Annotated in this window: 22 protein-coding genes; 7 read left to right on the top strand and 15 right to left on the bottom strand. The window is 68.5% G+C overall.

Features of this window, described 5'->3' with window-relative positions:
- Nucleotides 1-25: 25 nt before the first annotated feature.
- Together LPA45_RS00895 and LPA45_RS00890 are read right to left on the bottom strand one after the other, a co-directional pair.
- On the bottom strand, nucleotides 26-2,095 hold the full coding sequence (locus LPA45_RS00895) for a S8 family peptidase (protein ID WP_367394775.1): 2,070 nt from the start codon (nucleotides 2,093-2,095) through the stop codon (nucleotides 26-28).
- Nucleotides 2,096-2,189: 94 nt separating this feature from the next.
- Entirely contained in the window at nucleotides 2,190-3,149 is a 960-nt protein-coding gene (locus tag LPA45_RS00890; RefSeq protein WP_367394774.1) for a M48 family metallopeptidase, read from the bottom strand.
- Nucleotides 3,150-3,303: 154 nt separating this feature from the next.
- On the opposite strand from LPA45_RS00890, the gene LPA45_RS00885 reads away from it, so the two are divergent.
- Nucleotides 3,304-4,563, top strand: coding sequence for a muropeptide transporter (locus LPA45_RS00885; RefSeq protein WP_116316890.1), 1,260 nt, complete (start codon nucleotides 3,304-3,306; stop codon nucleotides 4,561-4,563).
- 12 nt (nucleotides 4,564-4,575) lie between these two features.
- Here LPA45_RS00885 and LPA45_RS00880 read toward each other — a convergent pair whose 3' ends face one another.
- Nucleotides 4,576-5,424 carry an acyl-CoA thioesterase gene (locus LPA45_RS00880; RefSeq protein WP_367394773.1) on the bottom strand — a complete coding sequence of 283 codons (849 nt, stop codon included), beginning with the start codon at nucleotides 5,422-5,424 and terminating at the stop codon, nucleotides 4,576-4,578.
- Between the two features lie 101 nt (nucleotides 5,425-5,525).
- On the bottom strand, nucleotides 5,526-6,413 hold the full coding sequence (locus LPA45_RS00875; RefSeq protein ID WP_367394772.1) for a DMT family transporter: 888 nt from the start codon (nucleotides 6,411-6,413) through the stop codon (nucleotides 5,526-5,528).
- 111 nt (nucleotides 6,414-6,524) lie between these two features.
- Between LPA45_RS00875 and LPA45_RS00870 the strand changes: the two genes are divergently transcribed.
- A complete protein-coding gene (locus LPA45_RS00870) occupies nucleotides 6,525-7,439 on the top strand; it encodes a LysR family transcriptional regulator (RefSeq protein ID WP_317924276.1) in 915 nt (304 codons plus the stop codon).
- On the opposite strand, the gene LPA45_RS00865 is transcribed toward LPA45_RS00870, so the two are convergent.
- Complete coding sequence (locus tag LPA45_RS00865; protein WP_367394771.1) at nucleotides 7,440-8,018, bottom strand: TetR family transcriptional regulator; 579 nt, start codon at nucleotides 8,016-8,018, stop codon at nucleotides 7,440-7,442.
- Between the two features lie 88 nt (nucleotides 8,019-8,106).
- Here LPA45_RS00865 and LPA45_RS00860 point away from each other — a divergent pair, with 88 nt between their 5' ends.
- Nucleotides 8,107-8,535, top strand: a complete 429-nt coding sequence (locus LPA45_RS00860; RefSeq protein ID WP_116316885.1) for a VOC family protein — start codon at nucleotides 8,107-8,109, stop codon at nucleotides 8,533-8,535.
- Nucleotides 8,536-8,568: 33 nt separating this feature from the next.
- Here LPA45_RS00860 and metW read toward each other — a convergent pair whose 3' ends face one another.
- The 5 genes from metW to argB form a co-directional block, all read right to left on the bottom strand.
- On the bottom strand, nucleotides 8,569-9,180 hold the full coding sequence (metW, locus tag LPA45_RS00855; RefSeq protein WP_063241126.1) for a methionine biosynthesis protein MetW: 612 nt from the start codon (nucleotides 9,178-9,180) through the stop codon (nucleotides 8,569-8,571).
- Complete coding sequence (locus tag LPA45_RS00850) at nucleotides 9,177-10,367, bottom strand: homoserine O-acetyltransferase (RefSeq protein WP_116316884.1); 1,191 nt, start codon at nucleotides 10,365-10,367, stop codon at nucleotides 9,177-9,179. Before LPA45_RS00850 ends, metW begins: the two co-directional genes overlap by 4 nt.
- A 286-nt stretch (nucleotides 10,368-10,653) precedes the next feature.
- Nucleotides 10,654-11,334 carry a nucleoid occlusion factor SlmA gene (gene slmA, locus LPA45_RS00845; RefSeq protein WP_199414490.1) on the bottom strand — a complete coding sequence of 227 codons (681 nt, stop codon included), beginning with the start codon at nucleotides 11,332-11,334 and terminating at the stop codon, nucleotides 10,654-10,656.
- Nucleotides 11,331-12,290, bottom strand: a complete 960-nt coding sequence (locus tag LPA45_RS00840) for a pyrimidine 5'-nucleotidase (protein WP_116316883.1) — start codon at nucleotides 12,288-12,290, stop codon at nucleotides 11,331-11,333. The genes slmA and LPA45_RS00840 overlap by 4 nt, the downstream gene beginning before the upstream one ends.
- 69 nt (nucleotides 12,291-12,359) lie before the next feature.
- Nucleotides 12,360-13,277, bottom strand: coding sequence for an acetylglutamate kinase (argB, locus tag LPA45_RS00835; protein WP_116316882.1), 918 nt, complete (start codon nucleotides 13,275-13,277; stop codon nucleotides 12,360-12,362).
- Between the two features lie 331 nt (nucleotides 13,278-13,608).
- Between argB and LPA45_RS00830 the strand changes: the two genes are divergently transcribed.
- The gene (locus LPA45_RS00830; RefSeq protein WP_116316881.1) at nucleotides 13,609-13,839 is read left to right on the top strand and encodes a cysteine-rich CWC family protein; all 231 of its coding nucleotides are present in this window, start codon (nucleotides 13,609-13,611) and stop codon (nucleotides 13,837-13,839) included.
- On the opposite strand, the gene LPA45_RS00825 is transcribed toward LPA45_RS00830, so the two are convergent.
- Nucleotides 13,812-14,351 carry a DMT family transporter gene (locus LPA45_RS00825; protein ID WP_116316880.1) on the bottom strand — a complete coding sequence of 180 codons (540 nt, stop codon included), beginning with the start codon at nucleotides 14,349-14,351 and terminating at the stop codon, nucleotides 13,812-13,814. The genes LPA45_RS00830 and LPA45_RS00825 overlap by 28 nt on opposite strands.
- Nucleotides 14,352-14,445: 94 nt before the next feature.
- Between LPA45_RS00825 and LPA45_RS00820 the strand changes: the two genes are divergently transcribed.
- Nucleotides 14,446-15,381, top strand: a complete 936-nt coding sequence (locus tag LPA45_RS00820) for a LysR family transcriptional regulator (RefSeq protein WP_116316879.1) — start codon at nucleotides 14,446-14,448, stop codon at nucleotides 15,379-15,381.
- A gap of 191 nt (nucleotides 15,382-15,572) precedes the next feature.
- On the opposite strand, the gene LPA45_RS00815 is transcribed toward LPA45_RS00820, so the two are convergent.
- Nucleotides 15,573-16,049 (bottom strand): copper chaperone PCu(A)C, encoded by a 477-nt coding sequence (locus tag LPA45_RS00815; protein ID WP_116316878.1) that lies wholly within the window; start codon nucleotides 16,047-16,049, stop codon nucleotides 15,573-15,575.
- A 199-nt stretch (nucleotides 16,050-16,248) separates the two neighbouring features.
- Between LPA45_RS00815 and LPA45_RS00810 the strand changes: the two genes are divergently transcribed.
- Both LPA45_RS00810 and LPA45_RS00805 read left to right on the top strand, forming a co-directional pair.
- Nucleotides 16,249-17,637: an ATP-binding protein gene (locus tag LPA45_RS00810; protein ID WP_116316877.1), complete on the top strand. Its 1,389-nt coding sequence runs from the start codon at nucleotides 16,249-16,251 to the stop codon at nucleotides 17,635-17,637.
- A 21-nt stretch (nucleotides 17,638-17,658) separates the two neighbouring features.
- On the top strand, nucleotides 17,659-18,270 hold the full coding sequence (locus LPA45_RS00805; protein WP_116316876.1) for a response regulator transcription factor: 612 nt from the start codon (nucleotides 17,659-17,661) through the stop codon (nucleotides 18,268-18,270).
- A gap of 35 nt (nucleotides 18,271-18,305) precedes the next feature.
- On the opposite strand, the gene LPA45_RS00800 is transcribed toward LPA45_RS00805, so the two are convergent.
- From LPA45_RS00800 to hslV, 3 genes are all read right to left on the bottom strand, one after another.
- A complete protein-coding gene (locus tag LPA45_RS00800; protein WP_367394770.1) occupies nucleotides 18,306-18,629 on the bottom strand; it encodes a hypothetical protein in 324 nt (107 codons plus the stop codon).
- A gap of 231 nt (nucleotides 18,630-18,860) precedes the next feature.
- Nucleotides 18,861-20,192 (bottom strand): ATP-dependent protease ATPase subunit HslU, encoded by a 1,332-nt coding sequence (gene hslU, locus LPA45_RS00795; RefSeq protein WP_116316874.1) that lies wholly within the window; start codon nucleotides 20,190-20,192, stop codon nucleotides 18,861-18,863.
- A 37-nt stretch (nucleotides 20,193-20,229) separates the two neighbouring features.
- Nucleotides 20,230-20,766, bottom strand: a complete 537-nt coding sequence (gene hslV, locus LPA45_RS00790; RefSeq protein WP_116316873.1) for an ATP-dependent protease subunit HslV — start codon at nucleotides 20,764-20,766, stop codon at nucleotides 20,230-20,232.
- Nucleotides 20,767-20,902: the final 136 nt, after the last annotated feature.

Here is a 20,902-nt window from a genome sequence, read left to right as displayed (position 1 = left end):
TACGGGCGCGGCTTACGGGCGCGGCTTACACGCGCTGCAGCGCCCGTAACGCATCCACCAGTCCCGCACCCTGGAAGGCGCGCTCGCGCCCAAGATCCGTGGCCGCGTCGCACAGGATGGCCTTGACGCTCTCTGGCTGGCCCATCAGCTCATTGTTGCGCGACAGCAGCAGCGCGGCCACGCCGGACACATGCGGCGCCGCCATGCTGGTGCCGTCCATCGACGCCAGCGTGCCACCGGGCACGGTGGAGGTGATCTTCTCCCCGGGGGCGACGAGGTCGGGCTTGATGCGGCCATCGCCGGTGGGACCGTGGCTGGAAAAGTAAGAGATGCCGTAGCGGTAAGGATCGGTACGATGGGTCGCGCCCACCGTGATCACGGCGCGCGCGTTGCCAGGATCGGTGATGGTCTGGCCGCGAAAGCCCGCCCCCATGTGCGCAGCCGCGAATGCCTCGTCGTAGCCGTAGTTGCCCGCCGCTGCCACCACGATCACGCCGTTTGCCACCAGCCGGTCGCACTCGACGCAGACCGGCGTGCTGCCGCAGGCGTAGTTGCGCACGTCATGGCGCAGCGCCACGCTGAGGTTGACGCCATGCACGGTTTGCCGGTCGCGGCTCTGGTTGAGCCACCGCACGTATTGCAGCGCGCCCAGGATGCCGAACTCGTCGCCCCTGCCCTGCGCATCGAAGATGCGCAGATCCAGTAGTTCGATGCGCGGGCAGATGCCGCTGACGTCGCCAGCTTCGGCGAGTTCGGGCGGCAGCGGCATGGGGTCGGGGCGCGCCAGATACGCCGACGACGGCCAGCCCGCGCCGATGATGCCAGCCACATGCGTGCCGTGGCTGCCGCCCGGCGGCACGTACTGCGCGGGGTCTTCCTGGCTGATTTCCAGCAGCGGCTCGATCACGGACCAGTCGATGATGCGCCCGTTGGCCAGGTCGTCGGCGATCGCCGCGATGCGCTCCCTGAGCTCGGCCTCGCCGGGACCGCGCTTGCCCTTGGGCATGGGCGGCAGGCGGCCGCTTGTGATGGCCGACAGGCGGGTGAAATCCAGCGTCCTGACCACGCGTGACAGGCGCGGCGCGATCAGGCCGTCGCGGACCGGCAACGGTCCTTCCAGTCTGGCGGGATCGAAGAAAGCCGGATGGCGCGCATCGATGCCGGAATCGATCACCGCCCAGCGCACGCCCTGACCGCCGGTATCGAACACGCGGATGGCGGCATCCGCTTTCACGGTCTTGCGCGAGGCAAACACCGCGTGCTCGGCCGGGCGGTTGACGGAGATGCGCCATAGCGGCGCCGCGGCCGCAGCGGCAACACCCTCCAACGCTCCCGACGCCTCGGCCAATGCCGTTGGTAGCGCCGCATGGTCGTCCTGCAGGCAGGCCCACAAGGTTTCGAGCACCTGTCGGCTGGCCTGCGCGACGCGCCGGGTCAGGCCACCGGGCGGGAAGCTGTCGTCGTCCAGCCCCAGCAGCGTCAGCGCGACGTACTGCGCGGCAACATTGACCAACTGCCCCAGCGCCTGGCCAGCCGGTGCCGCGATCCCGCCGAAGCGCGTCCGCGACGCCGTGTAGCCGATATCCTTGAACTTCGCCAGCGCCGCCTCGCTGCCGACATGTGCCAGCACCGACTCGCCCAGCCAGCGCACAAAGGCATCGCCGGTCAGGCTGTGCTCGAGCGCGTGGCGGGCGGCGGCCGACCACCTGACGCCGGCCATCGGCAGCCGAACCTGCCGGTGCCACCAGGCCGTCAGCGGCAGCAGCCGGAGCATGTCGAAGAAATCGATTTGCGCCAGCAGGTACGATTCATTGGCCGCTAGAAAGCGCTGGCCGGTTGCAGCCGATGCCGGCTCGGCCAGCGCCGGCAGGCGCCGCAGAACCGCCGTGCGCAGGGCGGCAATGCCGGCGGCGTGGTGCGGGGTCAGCAACAGCCCGCGCGGCACCTCGAACGATTCTCCCGACGCATACAGCAGCCAGACTTCCGAGCTGACCGGCAGGTCGCTGGTAAAGCGGTCGGGCTCGGCCTCGCAGCCCGCGAAGATCAGCATATAGGCGGCCCGTTGCTCCGACGGGCTCATGCGGTTCAGGTTCATGCGGGTTCCCCTTCCCCAGACGGTTGTCGCATTGTCCTTCGATCCGGTGGCCGCCCTGGTTACTGTCGCCAGGCGCAGGCGCCAGGAGCAGCGGCTAGCGCTTCAGCGGCTTGCTTCGGTCGTCGTCGCCCGCGTCGACCGGCGCATCGCCCAGTCCCGCCATATTGGCGCGGTACGGCGGCAGCCTGTCGACCGGGGTATTGATCGCGCGTGCGTAAAGCGGCAGCACCTCGGGCATGTGCTTTTCCAGGTCGGCAATGCGGCTGCGCCCGGACGGGTGCGTCGACAGGAATTCAGTGCCCGATTGCGACATCTTGCCCATCTTCTGCCACAGCGACACCGCGGCGCGCGGATCGAAGCCGGCGCGCGCGGCGATATCCATGCCAATCAGGTCGGCCTCGGTCTCGTCGGCGCGCGAGAAGCGCAGCGTCAGCAGGTGTGCGCCGGTGCCGAGCGCCATGTTGCCGAGGTTGCCGAAGCCGAACAGCTGCGAAATCACATTGGCGCCGAGATTGGTGATCTCGGACTTGGCCGCGCGCTCGCGCGCATGCTCCTGCAGCGCGTGCGCGATCTCGTGGCCCATCACCATCGCGATCTCGTCGTCGGTCAGTTTGAGCTGGTCGAGCAGGCCGGTGTAGATCGCGATCTTGCCTCCCGGCATGCAGAACGCATTGACCTGCTTCGAGCCGATCAGGTTGATCTCCCAAGGCCAGTTGCGCGCGCGTTCGTTCCAGCGCACGGTCTGCGGCAGCAGCCGCTTGCCGATCGCGCGCAGCCGCCTGAGCTGCGGGTTGTCGTCGCTGGCCAGCGCGCGCTTGGCGATGGCTTCCTGCTTGAGCTGCTCGTACTCCTGCGCGGCCTGCTGCTCGATCGCCTCGGCCGGCACGATGTTGCGCACGGCCGAGCCGCCGCGCTGGATCTTGATGCCGCCCGGTTCGGCTTCCTGCGCCTGGGCGGGCACCCCCGACCAGACCAGCAACGCCGCCGCCAGCGCGAGTGCGCGGGCAAGCCGGACACGAATCGGACGCTGGACACGATGCTGGGGGCGGAGCATTTGCGGTTCCTCGGGCGCAGTGGAGGGATCGTAGCGGCGGACCGGAGCGATCCGCGGCAACGCCGCCGCAGCGCAAGTGGCGGGGCGGCAAACAGGTGATGCAATAATACACGGCGCCCGCGCAGCCGCGCGGCGCTCCACCCCCCGCGCATCCATGACTTTCCAGGCCTACCTCGACATCTTCCGCAACCGCCGCATCGGCGCCATGCTGACCCTGGGCTTCGCTTCCGGGCTGCCGCTGGCGCTGACCTCCGGCACGCTGCAGGCCTGGATGACGGTCGAGGGCCTGGATATCAAGACCATCGGCTTTTTCTCGCTGGTAGGCCAGGCCTATATCTTCAAGTTCCTGTGGGCGCCGCTGATGGACCGCTACACGCCGCCGCTGCTGGGCCGGCGCCGCGGCTGGCTGCTGGTGACGCAGCTGGGGCTGGTGGCGGGCATCGCCGCGATGGCATTCTGCCCCCCGCGCGAGGCGTTGTGGACGCTGGCGGCACTGGCCACGCTGGTGGCCTTCCTGTCGGCCTCGCAGGACATTGTCTTCGACGCCTACAGCACCGACGTGCTGCGCCCGGCCGAGCGCGGCGCCGGCGCGGCGGTCAAGGTGCTGGGCTACCGGCTGGCGATGCTGGTCTCCGGCGGCCTGGCGCTGTGGCTGGCTGACCGCGTGCTGGGCTGGCAGCAGACTTACCTGCTGATGGCGGCGCTGATGGCCGTGGGCATCCTCACGCTGCTGTGGGCGCCCGAGCCCGACGTGCCCTCGCGCGCGCCACGCTCGCTGGAGGAGGCGGTGCTCGGCCCGCTGCGCGATTTCTTCGCGCGGCCAGGCGCGTGGTGGCTGCTGCTGCTGATCGTGCTGTACAAGCTGGGCGACGCCTTTGCCGGCAGCCTGTCGACCACCTTCCTGATCCGCGGCGTGGGTTTCTCGGCGGGCGAGGTGGGCATCGTGAACAAGACGCTGGGGCTGGCAGCGACCATCATCGGCGCGCTGTTCGGCGGCACGCTGATGGTGCGGCTGGGGCTGTACCGTTCGCTGATGGTATTCGGCGTGCTGCAGGCGGTATCGAACCTGGGCTACTGGATCCTCGCCGTGACGCCGCCGCACCTGTGGACCATGGGCGCGACCATCGCGGTGGAAAACCTGTGCGGCGGCATGGGCACCGCGGCCTTCGTGGCGCTGCTGATGACGCTGTGCAACCGCTCGTTCTCGGCCACGCAGTACGCGCTGCTGTCGGCGCTGGCGTCGGTGGGCCGGGTCTATGTGGGGCCGACCTCGGGCTATATGGTCGAGGCCTGGGGCTGGGCGCCGTTCTACCTTGGCACCGTGGTGGTGGCGCTGCCCGGCGTGATGCTGCTCTGGGCCATGCGCAATACCGTGCACCGCTACGAGGCCCAGGCGCGCGAAGCGATCGCCTGAGCCCGCCCCTTCTTATTCCTTGTAGTAGACGATCTGGTGCGAGCTGGCCAGCAACTGGCCAGCCGGGCTCCACAGTTGCGCGCGCTGGTCGAAGTACCCCTGCTGGAACACCTGCGCCTGCGCGCTCGCCAGCACGTGGCTGTCGCCCAGCGCCGCCAGCGTGGGCGCATCGGCGTGGAAATACGTGGTCATCGACACCGTGCCGGCCGGCACGAAGCCCGCGCGCTTGAGGAAGATGCGCGGATAGAAGCTGTCCGCCCATGACGCCAACGCGGCAAAGTCCGGCGTGCGCGCCGGCGCATCGCGCAGCCAGAACTGGGTCAGGCTGTCGGGGTGCTCGGTGCCGGCCTCGGCGGTCGGCTTGGCGCCGCGCACCGGGCGCATGTCATAGGACTTGAGCCAGCGCACCGGCGCGAAGCCGCCCATCGCCGGCAGCGTGTCCGCGGCCGGCACCTCGGGCATCACCGCCTCGCCGCAGGCCCAGGTCTCTCGGCGCACCGCGAACACCGCGGTGGCTGTGGTGGCCACGGAATCGCCCTGGCGCAGCGTCAGGTTCCAGTGCTGGGTCGAGCGGTTGGTCCGCACCGGCAGTGCCTCGATCTCGAACGGGCCTTCGGCGATCGGGCCGGCAAAGTTGACCGACAGCGCGATCGGGTCGCCCAGCCGCTGCGGGTGCAGCAGCGCCGCCTGCAGCAGCGTGGCGGCGGTGATGCCGCCGAACGGGCCGATCATGTTCCAGTAGGCCGGCGTGGTGCGGCCCAGGAAACGGTTCTCGCCAGCGGCCTCCAGGGCGATGGCCTCGTCGAACGCATGCAGCGCGACGGGAGCGGTGGCGGACAGGGAAGCGGCGGAAGCAGTCATGGCGAGGGCGCAAATAGAACGGTCGTTCGATAGCTGCCTACACTAACCGTAGTCAGGAGTTCGGTCAACCGGCGCTGCGTGCAAGCGACCCCGGCGTCGCATCAGCCTTGTGCCGGGCGCCGCCACGGCAGGCTCCAGCCGAGCTGGTTGGCGACCACGCCCAGCAGCACCAGCAGCATGCCCGCGACCTGCAGCGGGCCGAGCACGACGCCGAACACCATCACGTCGATGACGATCGCCACCAACGGATAGACGAACGACAGCGTGGCGATCGACACCACGCTCAGCCGCTGGAAAGCGCCGTAAAGCAAGGTGTACATGATGCCGGTGTGGACCAGTCCCAGCGCCAGCAGCGCGGCCCAGGTGCCGGTGCAGTAGCTGCCGGCCGCGGGATGCGCCAGCGGCGCCAGCATCAGCACGCCCAGCACCATCTGCAGGCCCGCGATCTGCCCGGGCGGGATCGCCTGCAGCCGGCGCGTAGCCATGGTCGTCACCGCATACAGCAAGGCCGCCAGCAGCGCCAGGCCGATCCCGGCCAGCATCGCCGTGCCGGTGGTGCCGTGCTCGAGCCCGGTGATCAGCATCACGCCCGCAAAGGCCAGTACCAGCCACGGCAGCCTGGCGAACGGGAACGGCTCGCGCTGCATCGCCGAGGTCAGCAGCAGCAGGAAGAACGGCTGCGTGTGGTAGACCACGGTCGCAATCGCGATGCCGCTATGGGCGTATGCCGAGAAGAGTGCCAGCCAGTTGAGCACCAGCGTGACGCCGCCCAGCGCCAGCCAGCCCAGCTGCGCGCGGCTCATGCGCACCCAGCCGCGCTGCAGCGTCAGCGTGCCCAGCAGCGCGGCGCCGCCGAAGATGCAGCGGAAGAACACCACGTCCAGCGGCGGCTGCCCGCTGGTGACGACAAACCAGCCGATGGTGCCTGACAACACCATGGCCGCGACCATGCGCCAGGCACCGCCGGGCAGGGATTGGGGTGAAGGCATGGAGCGCTCCGGGGGATGCAATGGCGGCATTGTTCCACCGTGCCATCCGCTCAACAATCCCGCTGAAGCTCAATTAGTATTTGAGCTGTGATCAAAGATGGGAGACGCCGCATGTCGGATACACCACTCAACGCGATGGCCGTTTTCGCCCGCGTGGTCGAATGCGGCAGCTTCTCCGCGGCGGCGCAGGATCTCGGCATGACGCCGTCGGGCGTCAGCCGGCACGTGTCTCGGCTGGAAGCGACGCTCGGCGCCAGCCTGCTGCAGCGGACCACGCGCGCCTTTGCGCTGACCGAGCTGGGCCAGTCGGTCTACGCCGCCTGCGCGCGCATGACCGCCGCCGCGCGCGAGGTCACCGCGCTGGCAGGCGAACATGGCGGCACGCCCCACGGCGTATTGCGCGTCAGCGCGCCGGTCTCGTTCGGGCAGGCCTGGCTGGCGCCGCGCCTGCCCGCCCTGTTGCAGAAATACCCGGGACTGGACCTGCAGCTGACCCTGATCGACCGCATGGTCGACCTGGTCGAGGAAGGCCTGGACGTGGCCGTGCGCATCGCGCGCGAGCTGGCGCCCGGCCTGGCGGCGCGGCCGCTGCGCGAGGTGCGCTACCGGCTGGTGGCCTCGCCGCGCTACCTGGCGCAGCACGGCACGCCCGCTGCGCCGGCCGAACTGCCGGCGGCGCGCTGCCTGTACCTGGGCTATGGCAATTTTGGCGAGCGCTGGACGCTGCGCCACCATGCCAGCGGCGAGACCGTGGTGGTACGTATCCCGCCACGGCTGACGCTGAACAACAGCCTGGCGATCATGACAATGGTGGAAGGCGACGCGGGCATCGGGCTGGTGCCGGACTTCTCGCTCGGCAGCGCCCTGGACGAGGGCCGCGTCGTCACGGTGCTGCCGGAGTGGGACATCCTGGAGCCCTATATCGGCACAGCTTACGCGGTGTATACGCCGACGCGCCACGTGCCGCCGAAGGTGCGCGCCTTTGTCGACCACCTGGCCGCCACCGCCAGCGAGCTTCCTGCCTGACTAATCCTTGCCCAGCGCCCGCCGCAGCAGCCACAGCATGGCTTCGCGCACCCGCGCGGCATCGGCGCCGGCCTCGATCTCCAGCGCGGCACGATCAAAGGCCGCGGACAGCAGCGGCGCCAGCGCGCGCAGCGCCACCTCGCCCTGCCCGCCCACGCCGGCAGCATCAAGTCCTTCGCGCAGTGTGCGCGCGGCGTTGGCGTCGTCCAGCGCCAGCGTTTCGCGCAGGCCCAGCGCGGCGGGCCCCTCGACCAGCAGTAGCCGGGTGCGGCCGGGCACTGTCATCGCATCCAGATAGGCCTGCGCGCCGGCCATCAGCGCTTCGGCGGGATCCAGGCCGGCGGGCGCGGCGGCCTCGATATCGGCGGCGACCGCCGCGGCCTCGTCAGCCAGCACGTGGCGGAACAGGTCTCGCTTGTCGGCGAAGTGGTGGTACAGCGCCCCGCGCGTGATGCCGGCCGCGGCGCAGACGTCGGGGGTCGAGGTTTCGCCGTAGCCGCGTTCGACAAACAGCGTGCGAGCCGCGTCGAGCAACGCCTGCCGGGTAGCCTCGGTACGTTCGCGGTTGGATCGGGCCACGCGGTTTTCTCCTTGCATACATGCAGCCTGTATCTTAATATCAATTTACATACAAGCTGTATGTATGCAGAAAAAAGGAGCTCGTCCCGTGAAAGTCACCAGCTGCTACCCCGTCATCATGACCGGCGATGTCGCCGGCACCGCCGCGTTCTACCAGCGCCACCTCGGCTTCGTGCCGCTGTTCACCAGCGACTGGTATGTGCACCTGCAACTGGCCGGGGATCCATCGGTCAATCTCGCCGTGCTGGACAGCAGCCACGAAACCATCCCCGCGCCGGCACGCGGCCAGCGCGCCCAGGGGTTGCTGCTGAACTTTGAAGTGGAAGACCCGGATGCGGTCCATGACCGCTTGCAGGCGGCGGGGCTGCCGATCCTGCTGCCGCTGCGCGACGAGGCCTTCGGCCAGCGGCATTTCATCACCGCCGATCCCAACGGCGTGCTGATCGACGTGATCAAGCCGATCCCGCCGTCGGAGGAGTATGCGGCGCAGTATGAGGCCGGCGCGCTGCCGCAATAAGGCAGGCGGCCAGGCGCCGCCCGCCGTGCGAGGTCAGGCCGCGCAGACCCGGTACACCGCCAGGCTGCCGCGCCAGTTGACGCCCCAGTTCACGGTAATGCCCTCGTGCATCACCACGCGGTCGATGACGCGCAAGCCGACCGTGGGCGCCAGTTCCTCGAAGTCGCTGATGGTCAGCACGCGCACGTTGGGCGTGTTGTACCACTGGTACGGCAGCGACTCCGACACCGGCATGCGCCCGCGGAACACCGACAGCCGGTGCGGCCAGTAGCCGAAGTTCGGGAACGACACGATGCACTCGCGCCCCACCCGCAGCGTGTCGCGCAGCACCTGCGCGGTGTTGTGGATGGTCTGCAGCGTCTGCGACAGGATCACCGTATCGAAGCTCTTGTCCTCGAACAGCGCCAGTCCGCCTTCCAGGTTCTGCTGGATGACATGCACGCCCTTCTGCGCGCACGCCAGCACGCCTTCGTCGCGGATCTCGATGCCGTAGGCCTGCACGTCGAGCTCGTCCTGCAGCACGCGCAGCAGGCTGCCGTCGCCGCAGCCCAGGTCAAGCACGGTGGAGTTGGGTTCGATCCAGCGCGCGATCGCGCGGAAGTCGGGGCGCAGCGCCAGGATATTGGGATTGGCCAGGGCGTTCATGCACCGATCTCCTCTGCGATGCGGTCGTAGTAGGCGCGCATCAGGTTGTGGTAGCGCGGGTCGTCGAGCAGGAAGGCATCGTGGCCGTGCGGCGCGTCGATCTCGGCGTACGAGACCGGGCGCTTGTTGTCCAGCAGCGCCTTGACCAGCTCGCGACTGCGGCTGGGCGCGAAGCGCCAGTCGGTGCTGAAGCTCGCCACCAGGAAGCTCGCCTGCGTCTGCGCGATCGCGCGGGTCAGGTCGCCACCGAAGGCCAGCGCCGGGTCGAAGTAGTCCAGCGCGCGCGTGATCAGCAGGTAGGTGTTGGCGTCGAAGTACTCGGCGAACTTGTCTCCCTGGTAGCGCAGGTAGCTCTCCACCTGGAACTCGACATCGAACGAGAAGCGGATGTCCTCCGCCTTCAGTTCGCGGCCAAATTTCTCCGCCATGTCCTCGTCAGACAGGTAGGTGATATGGCCGATCATGCGCGCCACCCGCAGGCCGCGCTTGGGCTTGACCCCATGCGCGTAGTAGTTGCCGCCGTGGAAGTCGGGATCCGACAGGATCGAACTGCGCGCCACTTCGTTGAAGGCGATATTCTGGGCCGACAGCTTGGGCGTGGACGCAACCACGATGCAGTGGCGCAGCCGGTCCGGGTACATCAGGCTCCAGGCCAGCGCCTGCATGCCGCCGAGGCTGCCGCCCATCACCGCGGCGAACTGCGTGATGCCGAACACGTCGGCCACGCGCGCCTGCGCGTTGACCCAGTCCTCTACCGTCACCACCGGGAACGTCGCGCCATAAGGCTGGCCCGTCGCCGGATTCACGCTCATCGGCCCGGTCGAGCCAAAACACGAACCCAGGTTGTTCACGCCGATGACGAAGAAGCGATTGGTATCGAGCGCCTTGCCGGGGCCGACCATGTTGTCCCACCAGCCCACGTCGCGCGGGTCGTCGGCGTAGACGCCAGCGACATGGTGCGAGGCATTGAGGGCGTGACACACCAGCACCGCGTTGGAGCGCGCCGCGTTGAGCGTGCCGTAGGTCTCGACCATCAGGTCATAGCCGGCGAGGGACGTGCCGTTGCGCAGCTTCAGCGGCTCGGCAAAGTGCATGCGCTGCGGCGTGACCACGCCGACCGAATCGGGCGGCAGGGAGAGCGCGTTGGGCGCGCTGGGCGCGGCAGACGGCAGGGCGACATCAGTCATGGAATCCGGGCCCGCGGCGAACGGGCATAAAAAAACCCGACCGGCATTTGCGTGTAAAGCATCGCAGCCAAGTCGGGATTCACTGGATTCCTTGCGGGATTCCGCGTGCCGGTGCCGATCATCGTCGTGGTGACGTGGGGCGCCGACCCAACCTCTTTAGCCGCATTTATAGTGGCAGCCCGGACCTTGGTCCCTTGGTGTTCCCGTGGCTGCCGCGCGCCCGCAAGCCAGTCATCAAATCGGCGCGACCGGGCAATTATAGAGCAATCGGCCCGGCGTGTCGGTTTCAGCCCAGCAGCACGCGCAGATGCGCCTCGGCATGGTCCGACGGCGACTTGCGGAAACCGCTCTTGGCATAGCGGTGCCACTGGCCCTGCACCGTCGCCATGATCAGCGCCGCGCGCGCCGGGATATCGGCGTCCGCGGGAAACTCGGCCTGCGTCACTGCCACCTTCAGGCACTGGCGCAGCGAGGCCTCGATGCGGTCCACCACCTGGTTGATGCGTTCCTGCAGCCGCTCATGCTCGCCCACCAGCGCCTCGCCGGTCAGCACGCGCGTCATGCCCTGGTTCTTCTCGGCGAACGACAGCAGCATGCGCACGATCGCATGCGCCTGGCGCAGGCCGTGTTCTTCCTTGGCGGTGATCTGGTTGATCAGGCCGAACACGGTCTGCTCGATAAAGCCGATCAGGCCCTCGAACATCTGCGCCTTGCTGGCGAAGTGGCGGTACAGCGCCGCCTCGGACACGCTCAGGCGCGCGGCCAGCGCGGCGGTGGTGATCTTTTCCCCGCGCGGATGCTCGAGCATGGTCGCCAGCGTCTGCAGGATCTGGATGCGCCGCTCGCCCGGGCGCGGGCGCTTGCGCGCCGGCGCGGCAGGCGCGGCGGGTGTGTCCGCGGGTGTGTCCATCTCATCGGCCCCGCCTGTAATGACTGCCTCCGGCTGGTCCCCGTTGCTTTGCGTCATGACCCGTTTCTCCGCATTCGTCGTTGGAGTTGATGCATCGATTGTACTTTTATGTCCACATAGGCCGGCCGGTTGGGGACGCGGGCCCGCACGCGCGGCACGTTGTCGGGCTGCGCCTGCGGTGCCTGCGGTACCTGTGCTTCCGCGGCAATCAGCGTGACCGATTGCTCCTGCACGGCATGGCCGGCGCGGCGGTCTTCTTCCGCCTCGAGCGTCGAGCGTACCGCCGCATCGCGCCGGCTGCCGTCATCTTGCGCCGAAGCGGCCACGCCAGGTACGTCGTGCGGGCGCGACGGCGCGATCGTGCGCAGGTAGCCCGTCACCCAGGCAGTACGGATACCGGTGCCGGCATAGCGCTTGAGGTGCGACACGGTATCTTCCACCAGCACCGCGCGATGCGGCGCCACGCGCGCCTGCACCAGCAGCCGGCGCAGCATGCGGCGGTCCGGCTTGGGGCGCAGGTGGCCATGCACCCACATCTGCTCGATCGCCACCACGCGCTCGAAGCAGTGGCCGATGCCGGCGATGTCCAGCACCGCGCGCGCATAGTCCTGCGGCGCGTTGGTGACCAGGATCTTGCGCCCCGGCAGGCGCCGCAGGTGCGCCGCCAGCCCGCGCTGCACGCGCACCATCTCGGCCAGCGCCGGGAATTCATGCGCGGCGCGCAGGAAGTCGGCGGGATCGACACCGTGGTGCCGGATCATGCCGAGCAGCGTTGCGCCGTAGCGCTGCCAGTAATCGACGCGCACGCGGCTGGCAGTGGCATCGTCGCAACCGAGCACGCGCGCCACGTAGGCGGTCATCAGCCGGTTGATCGCCGGGAAGATCGCGTGCGAGGCGTCGTGCAGCGTGTTGTCGAGGTCGAACAGCCAGACCGTGCGCCCGGAGTTGTCCCCGGCCGGGCGGCGGCGCAGGCGAGCGCGGACACGGCGCGGAGGAGGAAGACTGGAAGTCACGCCGGGCAGCTCTGGTGATGATGGGGATGCCGGGGCGGCCGGTCGTGGCCCGCGCCCCGGCGGTGCCGCTCAGTGCGAGCGGATCATGGTGCCGAACGCCTGCTCGGTCAGGATTTCCAGCAGCAGCGAATGCTCGATGCGGCCATCGACGATGTGGACCGAATGCACGCCGCTCTTGGCCGCGTCCAGCGCCGACGAGATCTTCGGCAGCATGCCGCCCGAGATGGTGCCGTCGGCGAACAACTCTTCGATCTCGCGCGCGGTCAGGTCAGTCAGCAGGTTGCCCTTCTTGTCCATCACGCCGGGGATGTTGGTCATCATGACCAGCTTCTCGGCCTTCAGGATCTCGGCCATCTTGCCGGCGACCACGTCGGCGTTGATGTTGTAGGCCTGGCCGTCGTCGGAGAAGCCGATCGGCGAGATCACCGGGATGAAGGCGTCGTCCTGCAGCGCCTTGACCACCGCCGGGTTGATCGCCTCGATATCACCCACGTAGCCGATATCGATGAAGGCACCCGGATTTTCGCGGTCGGGCATCTGCAGGCGCTTGGCGCGGATCAGGCCGCCGTCCTTGCCGGTCAGGCCCACGGCCTGGCCGCCGTACTGGTTGATCAGCATCACGATGTCCTGCTGGACTTCGCCGCCGAGCACCCACTCGACCACTTCCATGGTCTCTTCGTCGGTAACGCGCATGCCTTGCACGAAGGTGCCGATCTTGCCGACCTTCTTCAGCGCTTCATCGATCTGCGGGCCGCCGCCGTGCACCACCACCGGGTTCATGCCAACCAGCTTCAGCAGGATCACGTCGCGCGCGAAGCCGTGCTTCAGCTTTTCTTCGGTCATGGCATTGCCGCCGTACTTGACCACGATGGTCTTGCCGTGGAACTTGCGGATATACGGCAGCGCCTCGGCGAGGATCTCGGCTTTCAGTGCGGGAGCGATGGCGGCCACCGCAGTCGCGGCAGGCCCGGGGTTGTCGGCGTTCATGGGGGACATCCGTGAGATTCAACAGGTATGATGGCTAACAGCCGCGTAGCCGGGGGAAAACGCAACAGCGCGCAACAGGGATCGCCCGAAAGTGCGCCATCCGGCTATGGCAGGCGCCGATTTTACAAGAAACCGCGCGGGGCGCGAGTCCCGCGGCCCGGGCAGGTCCGGCCATCCGCCTGCAAGCGCCGCACGGGGCACCACGGCGGCCCGCCAGCGTTCCGTTCGCGCAACAGCGCGGGCAATCCGGCATGGCCCACGGCCTTTGCCATCTTTGCCGTCTTTGACCGTTTGTCCCGCTCCCCGGCGCACCAGTTCCCAATCCCGCACCATGACCGATCCCGCCACCGTCCTGACCGGCCAGCTCCGTCCTGTCGAGCATTGCAGCCAATGCGGCGCCGGCTTCGTGTGCGGCTACGTGGCGGGGCTGCGCGAGTGCTGGTGCGCCAGCCAGCCGCTGCTGCCGGCGCGGCGCATCGTGCCGGGCCAACACTGCCTGTGTCCCGGCTGCCTGGCGGCGCGCCAGCGCGGCGCTCAGGCGCCGGAGCCCGCCGCGGACTGAGCCGCCGGCGCCGCGCCGGCGGGCGCAGCGGCGCCGCCCCACTGCATCACCAGCATTCCCGCCACGATCAGCGCCGCGCCCGCCAGCCGCCCCGGCGTCATCGCCCGCGCCGCAAACCCGGCGAGGCCAAACTGGTCCACCAGCAGCGCGGCCAGCACCTGTCCCGCCACCACCGCGGCGATAAAGCCTGCCGCGCCCAGCCTCGGCGCCATGACCAGGGCGGCCGAGATATAGAACACCCCCAGGACGCCGCCGATCCAGGTCCACGCCGGCGCCCGCGCCAGGATCGATGCCGCGGGCAGCGGCACGCGCAGCAGCCACAGCAGCGGCAGCAGCGCCGCCAGGCTGACCAGCAGCGACACCAGCGTTGCCGCCAGCGGATGGCCCAGCGAACGCCCCAGCGTGGCATTGGCACCCGCCTGGAACGGAATCACGGCGCCCGCCAGCACGGCGGTTGCGAGGGGCAACAGCAAGGTAATCGGGAAGGAATTCGGCAACTGGATGCCTGACATGTCACGCTCCGTAGGGCAAACTGCGATGCCTGACAGTTTGAAATATCGCAAAGCGAATTCCCAATTCTGCTTTCATACGTTTAATATTCGTCGAATGAATAGCCTACGCGGAATCGACCTGAACCTGCTGGTGGTGCTTGAAGCACTGCTCGCCGAGCGCCACATCTCCCGCGCCGCGCTGCGCCTGCACCTGAGCCAGCCGGCGGTCAGCCATGCACTGGGGCGGCTGCGGCAGCTCCTCGACGATCCCATCCTGGTACGCGGCAAGGGCGGCCTGGTGCTGAGCGCGCGCGCCCATGAACTGTCCGGCCCGCTGGCCGAAGCCCTGTCGCAGGTGCGCATCCTGCTCGGGCCGAGCGGCTTCCAGCCGGCCACCACCCGCCGCACCTTCCGGCTGGCGATGTCCGACTACGGTGCGCTGGTGGTGTTGCCGCGGCTGCTGCGCGCGGTGCGCAAGGCCGCGCCCAATATCGACCTGGTGGTGTCGCAGGCCAGCCGCGAGGGCATGACGGCGCAAGTGGCAGACGGCGAGATCGACATGGCGCTGGGCGTGTTCAGCTACCAGCCTGAAGGCGTGCAGTCAGCCGAATTGTTCCGCGAAAGCTATGCCTGCGCGGTGGACGCGGCCACGGTGCGGGACACCGGCCGGCTCGACCAGGTGGCCTACCTGGCGCGCTCGCATGTGCTGGTGGCAACCCACAGCGAACGCATGGACGCGATCGACACTGCGGTCACCAGGCTGGGCGGGCGCCGCAAGATCGCCTGCGTGGTGCCGCACTGGAGCGTGGCGCCGGCGCTGATCGCCGGGACCAACCTGGTGCTGACCACGGCGCGGCGCAGCCTGGCCGCGCTGGAGGAAGACTCGCGCTACGCCGTGTTCGACCCGCCGTTTGCGCTGGAGGACTTCACCTTCAGCATGATCTGGCACGAGCGCACCGATGCCGACCCCGCCCACGCCTGGCTGCGCGAGCGCATGCTGGCGGCGGCGGCCAGTCAGGAATCGGAAGAGCCGATCAGCTTGCGCGGCTGACGCCGCCGCGCCGGCTTGGCGGCACCCGGCACTGGCGGCTGCGGCCGGGCGTCAGGGCGCCTTGTCGGCTTTTCGGGTGGTGCGGGCGGTGCGGGCGGCGTGCCTCCGCGGAAAACCAGTTTCTGGCGCGTGCCGTGTTGCTTGTTGGCCATGATGGCTGGCGGCCAGGGCGATGCCTGGCCCCCTTCTGATCAGTGCTTGTGCTCGCCGTGGCTGCCGCCCGGCACCATGTCGCGCACTTCGGCGTTGACCTTCTGCTCGGTCACCTTGCCGCCCTGCTCGATCTTCAGCGTGATGGGCACGGTATCGCCCTTCTTGAGCTGGCTCTTCAGGCCCATCAGCATCACGTGGTAGCCGCCGGGCTTCAGTTCGACGTTCTGCATCCTGGGCAGGTCCAGCGACTTGATCTGCCGCATGCGCATCACGTTGTTTTCCATCTTCATCTCGTGGATCTCGGCTTCGCCAACCGGCGACGAGACGCCCACCAGCTTCGCGTTCTCGTGCGCATGCAGCACCATGAACGCGCCCGAAGCGGCCTGGGTCGGCACCGTGCCGCGCACCCAGGCGTTGCTGACGTCGACCTGGGCCAGCGCGGCTCCGGACGCCAGCGCCGTGGCCAGTGCGGCAATCGATGCGGCCAGCGTGGCCGCGCGGAATTTGGCTTGCATCTTTGTCTCTCCTGAAAGCAGACATTAGAACATGGCGTCGCGCGCCGCGTGCAGGCCCGCCGGGGCAGGTACGCGGCGCGCGGGTGGCACGCGGGTACCGGCCAAAGCCGGCTAGTCTGGCAGCGGCGGCACCGCGCCGCCAATGCGGCAAGGTGTCGCACGCGCCGGCACCTTCCAGCCGCATTGATACACTCGCGCCATGACCACTGCCGCAGCCGTGCCCCCCTCGCCCCGCTTGCCTGACCTGCCCTTCCTGTCGCCCTTGCCGGCCGCCAGTTCGCCCCGCCATGGCCAGGTGACGCTGCGCCGCCTGTTCTGGCTGCGCTGGGCGCTGCTGTCGGGGCAGGCGCTGACGCTGCTGGCATGCGACCCGATCGCCGGCATCCGGCTGCCGTATAAGCCGCTGATGGTGGTGCTCGGGCTGCAGGCGCTGTTCAACCTGATCACCGCCCTGCGCCTGCGCCAGCACAGGCGGCGCAACAGCGCGCCCGGCGAAGCCGAACTGATGGGCCAGCTGCTGGTGGACCTGACCGCGCTGTCGGCGATCCTGTTCTATACCGGCGGCGCGACCAACCCCTTCGTGTCGTTCTACCTGCCCGGGCTGGCGATCGCCGCGGCCATCCTGCCGTGGCGGCAGGTGATCGCGCTGTCGGTGTATGCGCTCGCCTGCTACACGGTGCTGCTGTTCGAGTACGTGCCGCTGGACCTGCACAACCCCGACAACGCCGTGAACTACCACCTGGCGGGCATGTGGCTGAATTTTGTCGCCAGCGCAGTGATGATCGCGCTGTTCGTCGCACGGCTGTCGGGCGTGCTGCGCCAGCGCGAAGCGCAACTGAACCTGGCACGCGAGCAGCTGCTGCGCGAGGCGCGCGTGGAAGACCTCAACGGCCAGGCCGCCGCGGTGGCGCATGAGATCGGCACGCCGCTGGCGACGCTGGCGGTGATCGCCGGCGAGTTGCGCGCCGATGCCTCCGACGCGGCGCTCGGCACCACGCCGATCCGCAGCTACCTGCCCGACCTGCAGACCGTCGAGCAGCAGCTGGCGCTCTGCCGCACCACGCTGGCGCGGCTGCGCGAAGATTCGGCGACGCTCGCGCCGCAGCGCCTCGCTGCCTGGCTGCCGGCCTTCGCCGAGCGCTGGCAACTGCGCCATCCCAACGCCAGCCTGCAGGCCAGCGCCACGCCGGGTGCCGGCGCGCAGCCGGTCGAAACCGCGCGGGTCGGCCAGATCCTGACCATCCTGCTCGACAACGCCGCGCGCGCCCAGCAGAACGCGGGCCGATCCAGCAAGCCGCTGCAACTGGAGATCGCCATGGAGCCGGGACAAGTGGCGCCGTGGCTGTCGTTCCGCGTCGCCGACCATGGCGAGGGCATTCCCGAAGCACTGCGCGGCCAGCTCGGCGAAATGCCGGTGGCCAGCCAGCATGGCGGCCAGGGCATCGGCCTGTACCTGGCGCAGAGTGGCGCGCGCCAGATGGGCGGCGAGCTGGCCTGGCGCGACCGGTCGGGCGGCGGCACGGTGGCCGAGCTGCGGCTGCCCGCGCTGTCCTCGCTATCGGCGCCGCCTGCGCGCAGCGCATCCTGAACCCACGCGCCACACCTGACCATGACCGATACCTTCCAGACGGTTCCTGAAGCCACCGCACCGGCGGGCACGCCGTTCCTCGTCATTGACGACGACGAAGTCTTTGCCGGCACGCTGGCGCGCGCGCTCATGCGCCGCGGCTACGCCGTGCAAGTGGCCCATGACGGCCGCACCGCGCTAGCGCTGGCGGGCCGTACCGACTTTGCCTATGTCACGCTCGACCTGCACCTGGAACCGCCGCCCGAAGCCGGCAGCACCGCGCCGGCCGAATCCGGCCTGCAGCTGGTCGCGCCACTGCGCCAGGCGCTGCCCGACGCGCGCATCCTGATCCTGACCGGCTATGCCAGCATCGCCACCGCGGTGGCGGCGGTCAAGCAAGGCGCGGACGAGTATCTGGCCAAGCCGGCCAATGTCGATTCGATCCTGACGGCGCTGATGGCGGGGGTGTCGGAAGACGCGGCGCAGGCCGCGCTGGAAGAGCCGGTGCCGCTGTCAGTGGCGCGGCTCGAGTGGGAACATATCCAGCGCGTGCTGGCCGAGCATGGCGGCAATATCTCCGCCACGGCGCGGGCGCTGAACATGCACCGGCGCACCTTGCAGCGCAAGCTGGGGAAGCGGCCGGTGTCGCGGTAGAAGGGTAAGGAAGGTGGATTGCGGCAGCCGCGCGCTTACAGGCGCAGCTGCACGTGTTCCCAGTCCAGCCCTTCGCTGGCCTCGGCCGTGTCGCCCTGCGCGACGATGCGCATGGCGTCGCCCGCATGCCGGTCCGACAGCGAGAACAGCGCGCCGGCATCGAGCGCCAGCGTCGCGGCGGCAGCCTTGGCGGCGGCACCGCGCGCATTGACCTGTGTGGCCTGTGCAGCCTGCGCGGCTTCGGCTGCCTGCACGGAAGGCACCGCGGGACGGATGCAAAGGAATGCGGTGGCCGCGGCCAGTGCGGCCAGCAGGCCTCCGGTGGCGAGCACCACGCGGCGGGTCTTGTAGTTGACCATTGATTTCTCCTGCCAGTAGTTGAGTGGGATGCGGTGGCTCCCGCACCGGTCAATCGACCGTCAAGGTGCGCAAGGGTCTCATTGCGAGACGCGGCTCCGCCAGTGTGCTTACCAATGCTTACGATGCTTACCGCGATGTGGCAGGCGGATACCTACTGACAACAGATTCCGGCCAAAACGGCACAAAAAAGGCGCACCGTAGTGCGCCTTCTTCTTCCGGCCTGTGCCCGCTTACAACACGTAGCGCGACAGGTCCTCGTTGCCGGCCAGATCGCCGAGGCGCTGGTCGACGTACGCCGCGTCGATCGTCACGGTCTCGCCCGACGACCTGGTGGCGTGGAAGGAAAGGTCTTCCAGCAGCCGCTCCATCACCGTGTAAAGGCGGCGCGCGCCAATATTCTCGACCTTCTCGTTGACCGAGAACGCAATCTCGGCAAGCCGGCGGATGCCATCCGGCGCGAACACCAGGTTGACCTCTTCGGTGTTCAACAGCGCCTGGTACTGCTTGGTCAGGCTGGCATCGGTCTGCGTCAGGATGGCCTCGAAGTCCTGCACCGACAGCGATTCCAGTTCCACGCGGATCGGGAAACGGCCCTGCAGCTCGGGGATCAGGTCGCTCGGCTTGGACAGGTGGAACGCGCCCGAGGCAATGAACAGGATGTGGTCGGTCTTGATCATGCCGTACTTGGTGTTCACCGTGGTGCCTTCCACAAGCGGCAGCAGGTCGCGCTGCACGCCCTGGCGCGACACCTCGCCGCCACCGATATCGCTGCGGCTGGCGATCTTGTCGATCTCGTCCAGGAACACGATGCCGTTCTGCTCCACATTGGCGATGGCCTTGTGCTTGAGCTCCTCGTCATTGACCAGCTTGGCGGCCTCTTCGTCGATCAGCAGCTTGAAGGCTTCCTTTACCTTCATCTTGCGGCGAGCCTTCTTGCCCTGGCCCAGTCCGGCGAACATCGAACGGATCTGCTCGGTCATGTCTTCCATGCCCGGCGGCCCCATGATGTCCATGCTCGGCACCCCGGCGGCGAGTTCCAGCTCGATTTCCTTGTCGTCCAGCTGGCCTTCGCGCAGCTTCTTGCGGAACACCTGGCGCGTGTTGGAATCCTTCTCTTCCGGCTGCGAGAAGCCGATGTCGCGCGGCGGCGGCAGCAGCACGTCGAGCAGGCGGTCCTCGGCCGCGTCCTCGGCCTTGGTGCGCACCTTCTTCATCTCGGACTCGCGCGTCTGCTTGATCGCCATCTCGGCGAGGTCACGCACGATGGTGTCGACGTCGCGGCCGACGTAGCCCACCTCGGTGAACTTGGTCGCTTCGATCTTGATGAACGGCGCGTCGGCCAGCTTGGCCAGGCGGCGCGCGATCTCGGTCTTGCCGACGCCGGTCGGGCCGATCATCAGGATGTTCTTGGGCGTGATTTCCTGGCGCAGCGGCTCGGCCACCTGCTGGCGGCGCCAGCGGTTGCGCAGCGCCACCGCCACGGCCTTCTTGGCCTTGTCCTGGCCGATGATGTGCTTGTCGAGTTCGGAAACGATTTCCGACGGGGTCATGGTGTGCGACATGGTATCCGTTCAGTAGGGCGCGCGTTGCCGCCTTCGCTTATTCCAGCGTCTCGATGACGAAGTTGGTATTGGTGTAGATGCAGAGCTCGCCGGCGATGGTCAGCGCTTTCTCGACCACGTCCTTCGGCGACAGCTCGGTGTTCTCTATCAGCGCCTTCGCGGCCGACTGCGCATACGCGCCACCCGAGCCGATCGCGGCGATGCCGCCCTCGGGGTCGAGCACGTCGCCGTTGCCGGTGATGACCAGCGTGGTGTCGCGGTCGGCGGTGATCAGCATGGCTTCAAGCCGGCGCAGCGCGCGGTCCGAACGCCAGTCCTTGGCCAGGTCGACCGCGGCGCGGGTCAGGTTGCCCTGGTACTTCTCCAGCTTGGCCTCGAAGCGGTCCAGCAGCGAGAATGCATCGGCCGTGCTGCCGGCAAACCCGACCAGCACCTTGCCGTTGTAGATGCGGCGCACCTTGCGTGCGGTGCCCTTCATCACGATATTGCCGAGAGTGACCTGACCATCACCGCCAAGTGCGACCTGGTTGCCGCGGCGGACGCTGACGATGGTAGTGCCGTGATACTGTTCCATGGTGGCTTCCGTGAATATGTCACGACCGTAGTTGGCGACGCCCCCGGCCGGTTTCAAGCCCCTTCGTGCGCCGGGCCACACAGGCGACGCGCCGCGCGGGCGTCTGAACAATATAGGATGCCGGACGCCGGCCTGC

Origin of the sequence: Cupriavidus sp. Agwp_2 (assembly GCF_040784895.1) — a bacterium.
Classification (GTDB): domain Bacteria; phylum Pseudomonadota; class Gammaproteobacteria; order Burkholderiales; family Burkholderiaceae; genus Cupriavidus.
Note: the sequence above shows the minus strand (reverse complement) of the source record. Positions and strands in the feature narration are given on the sequence as shown.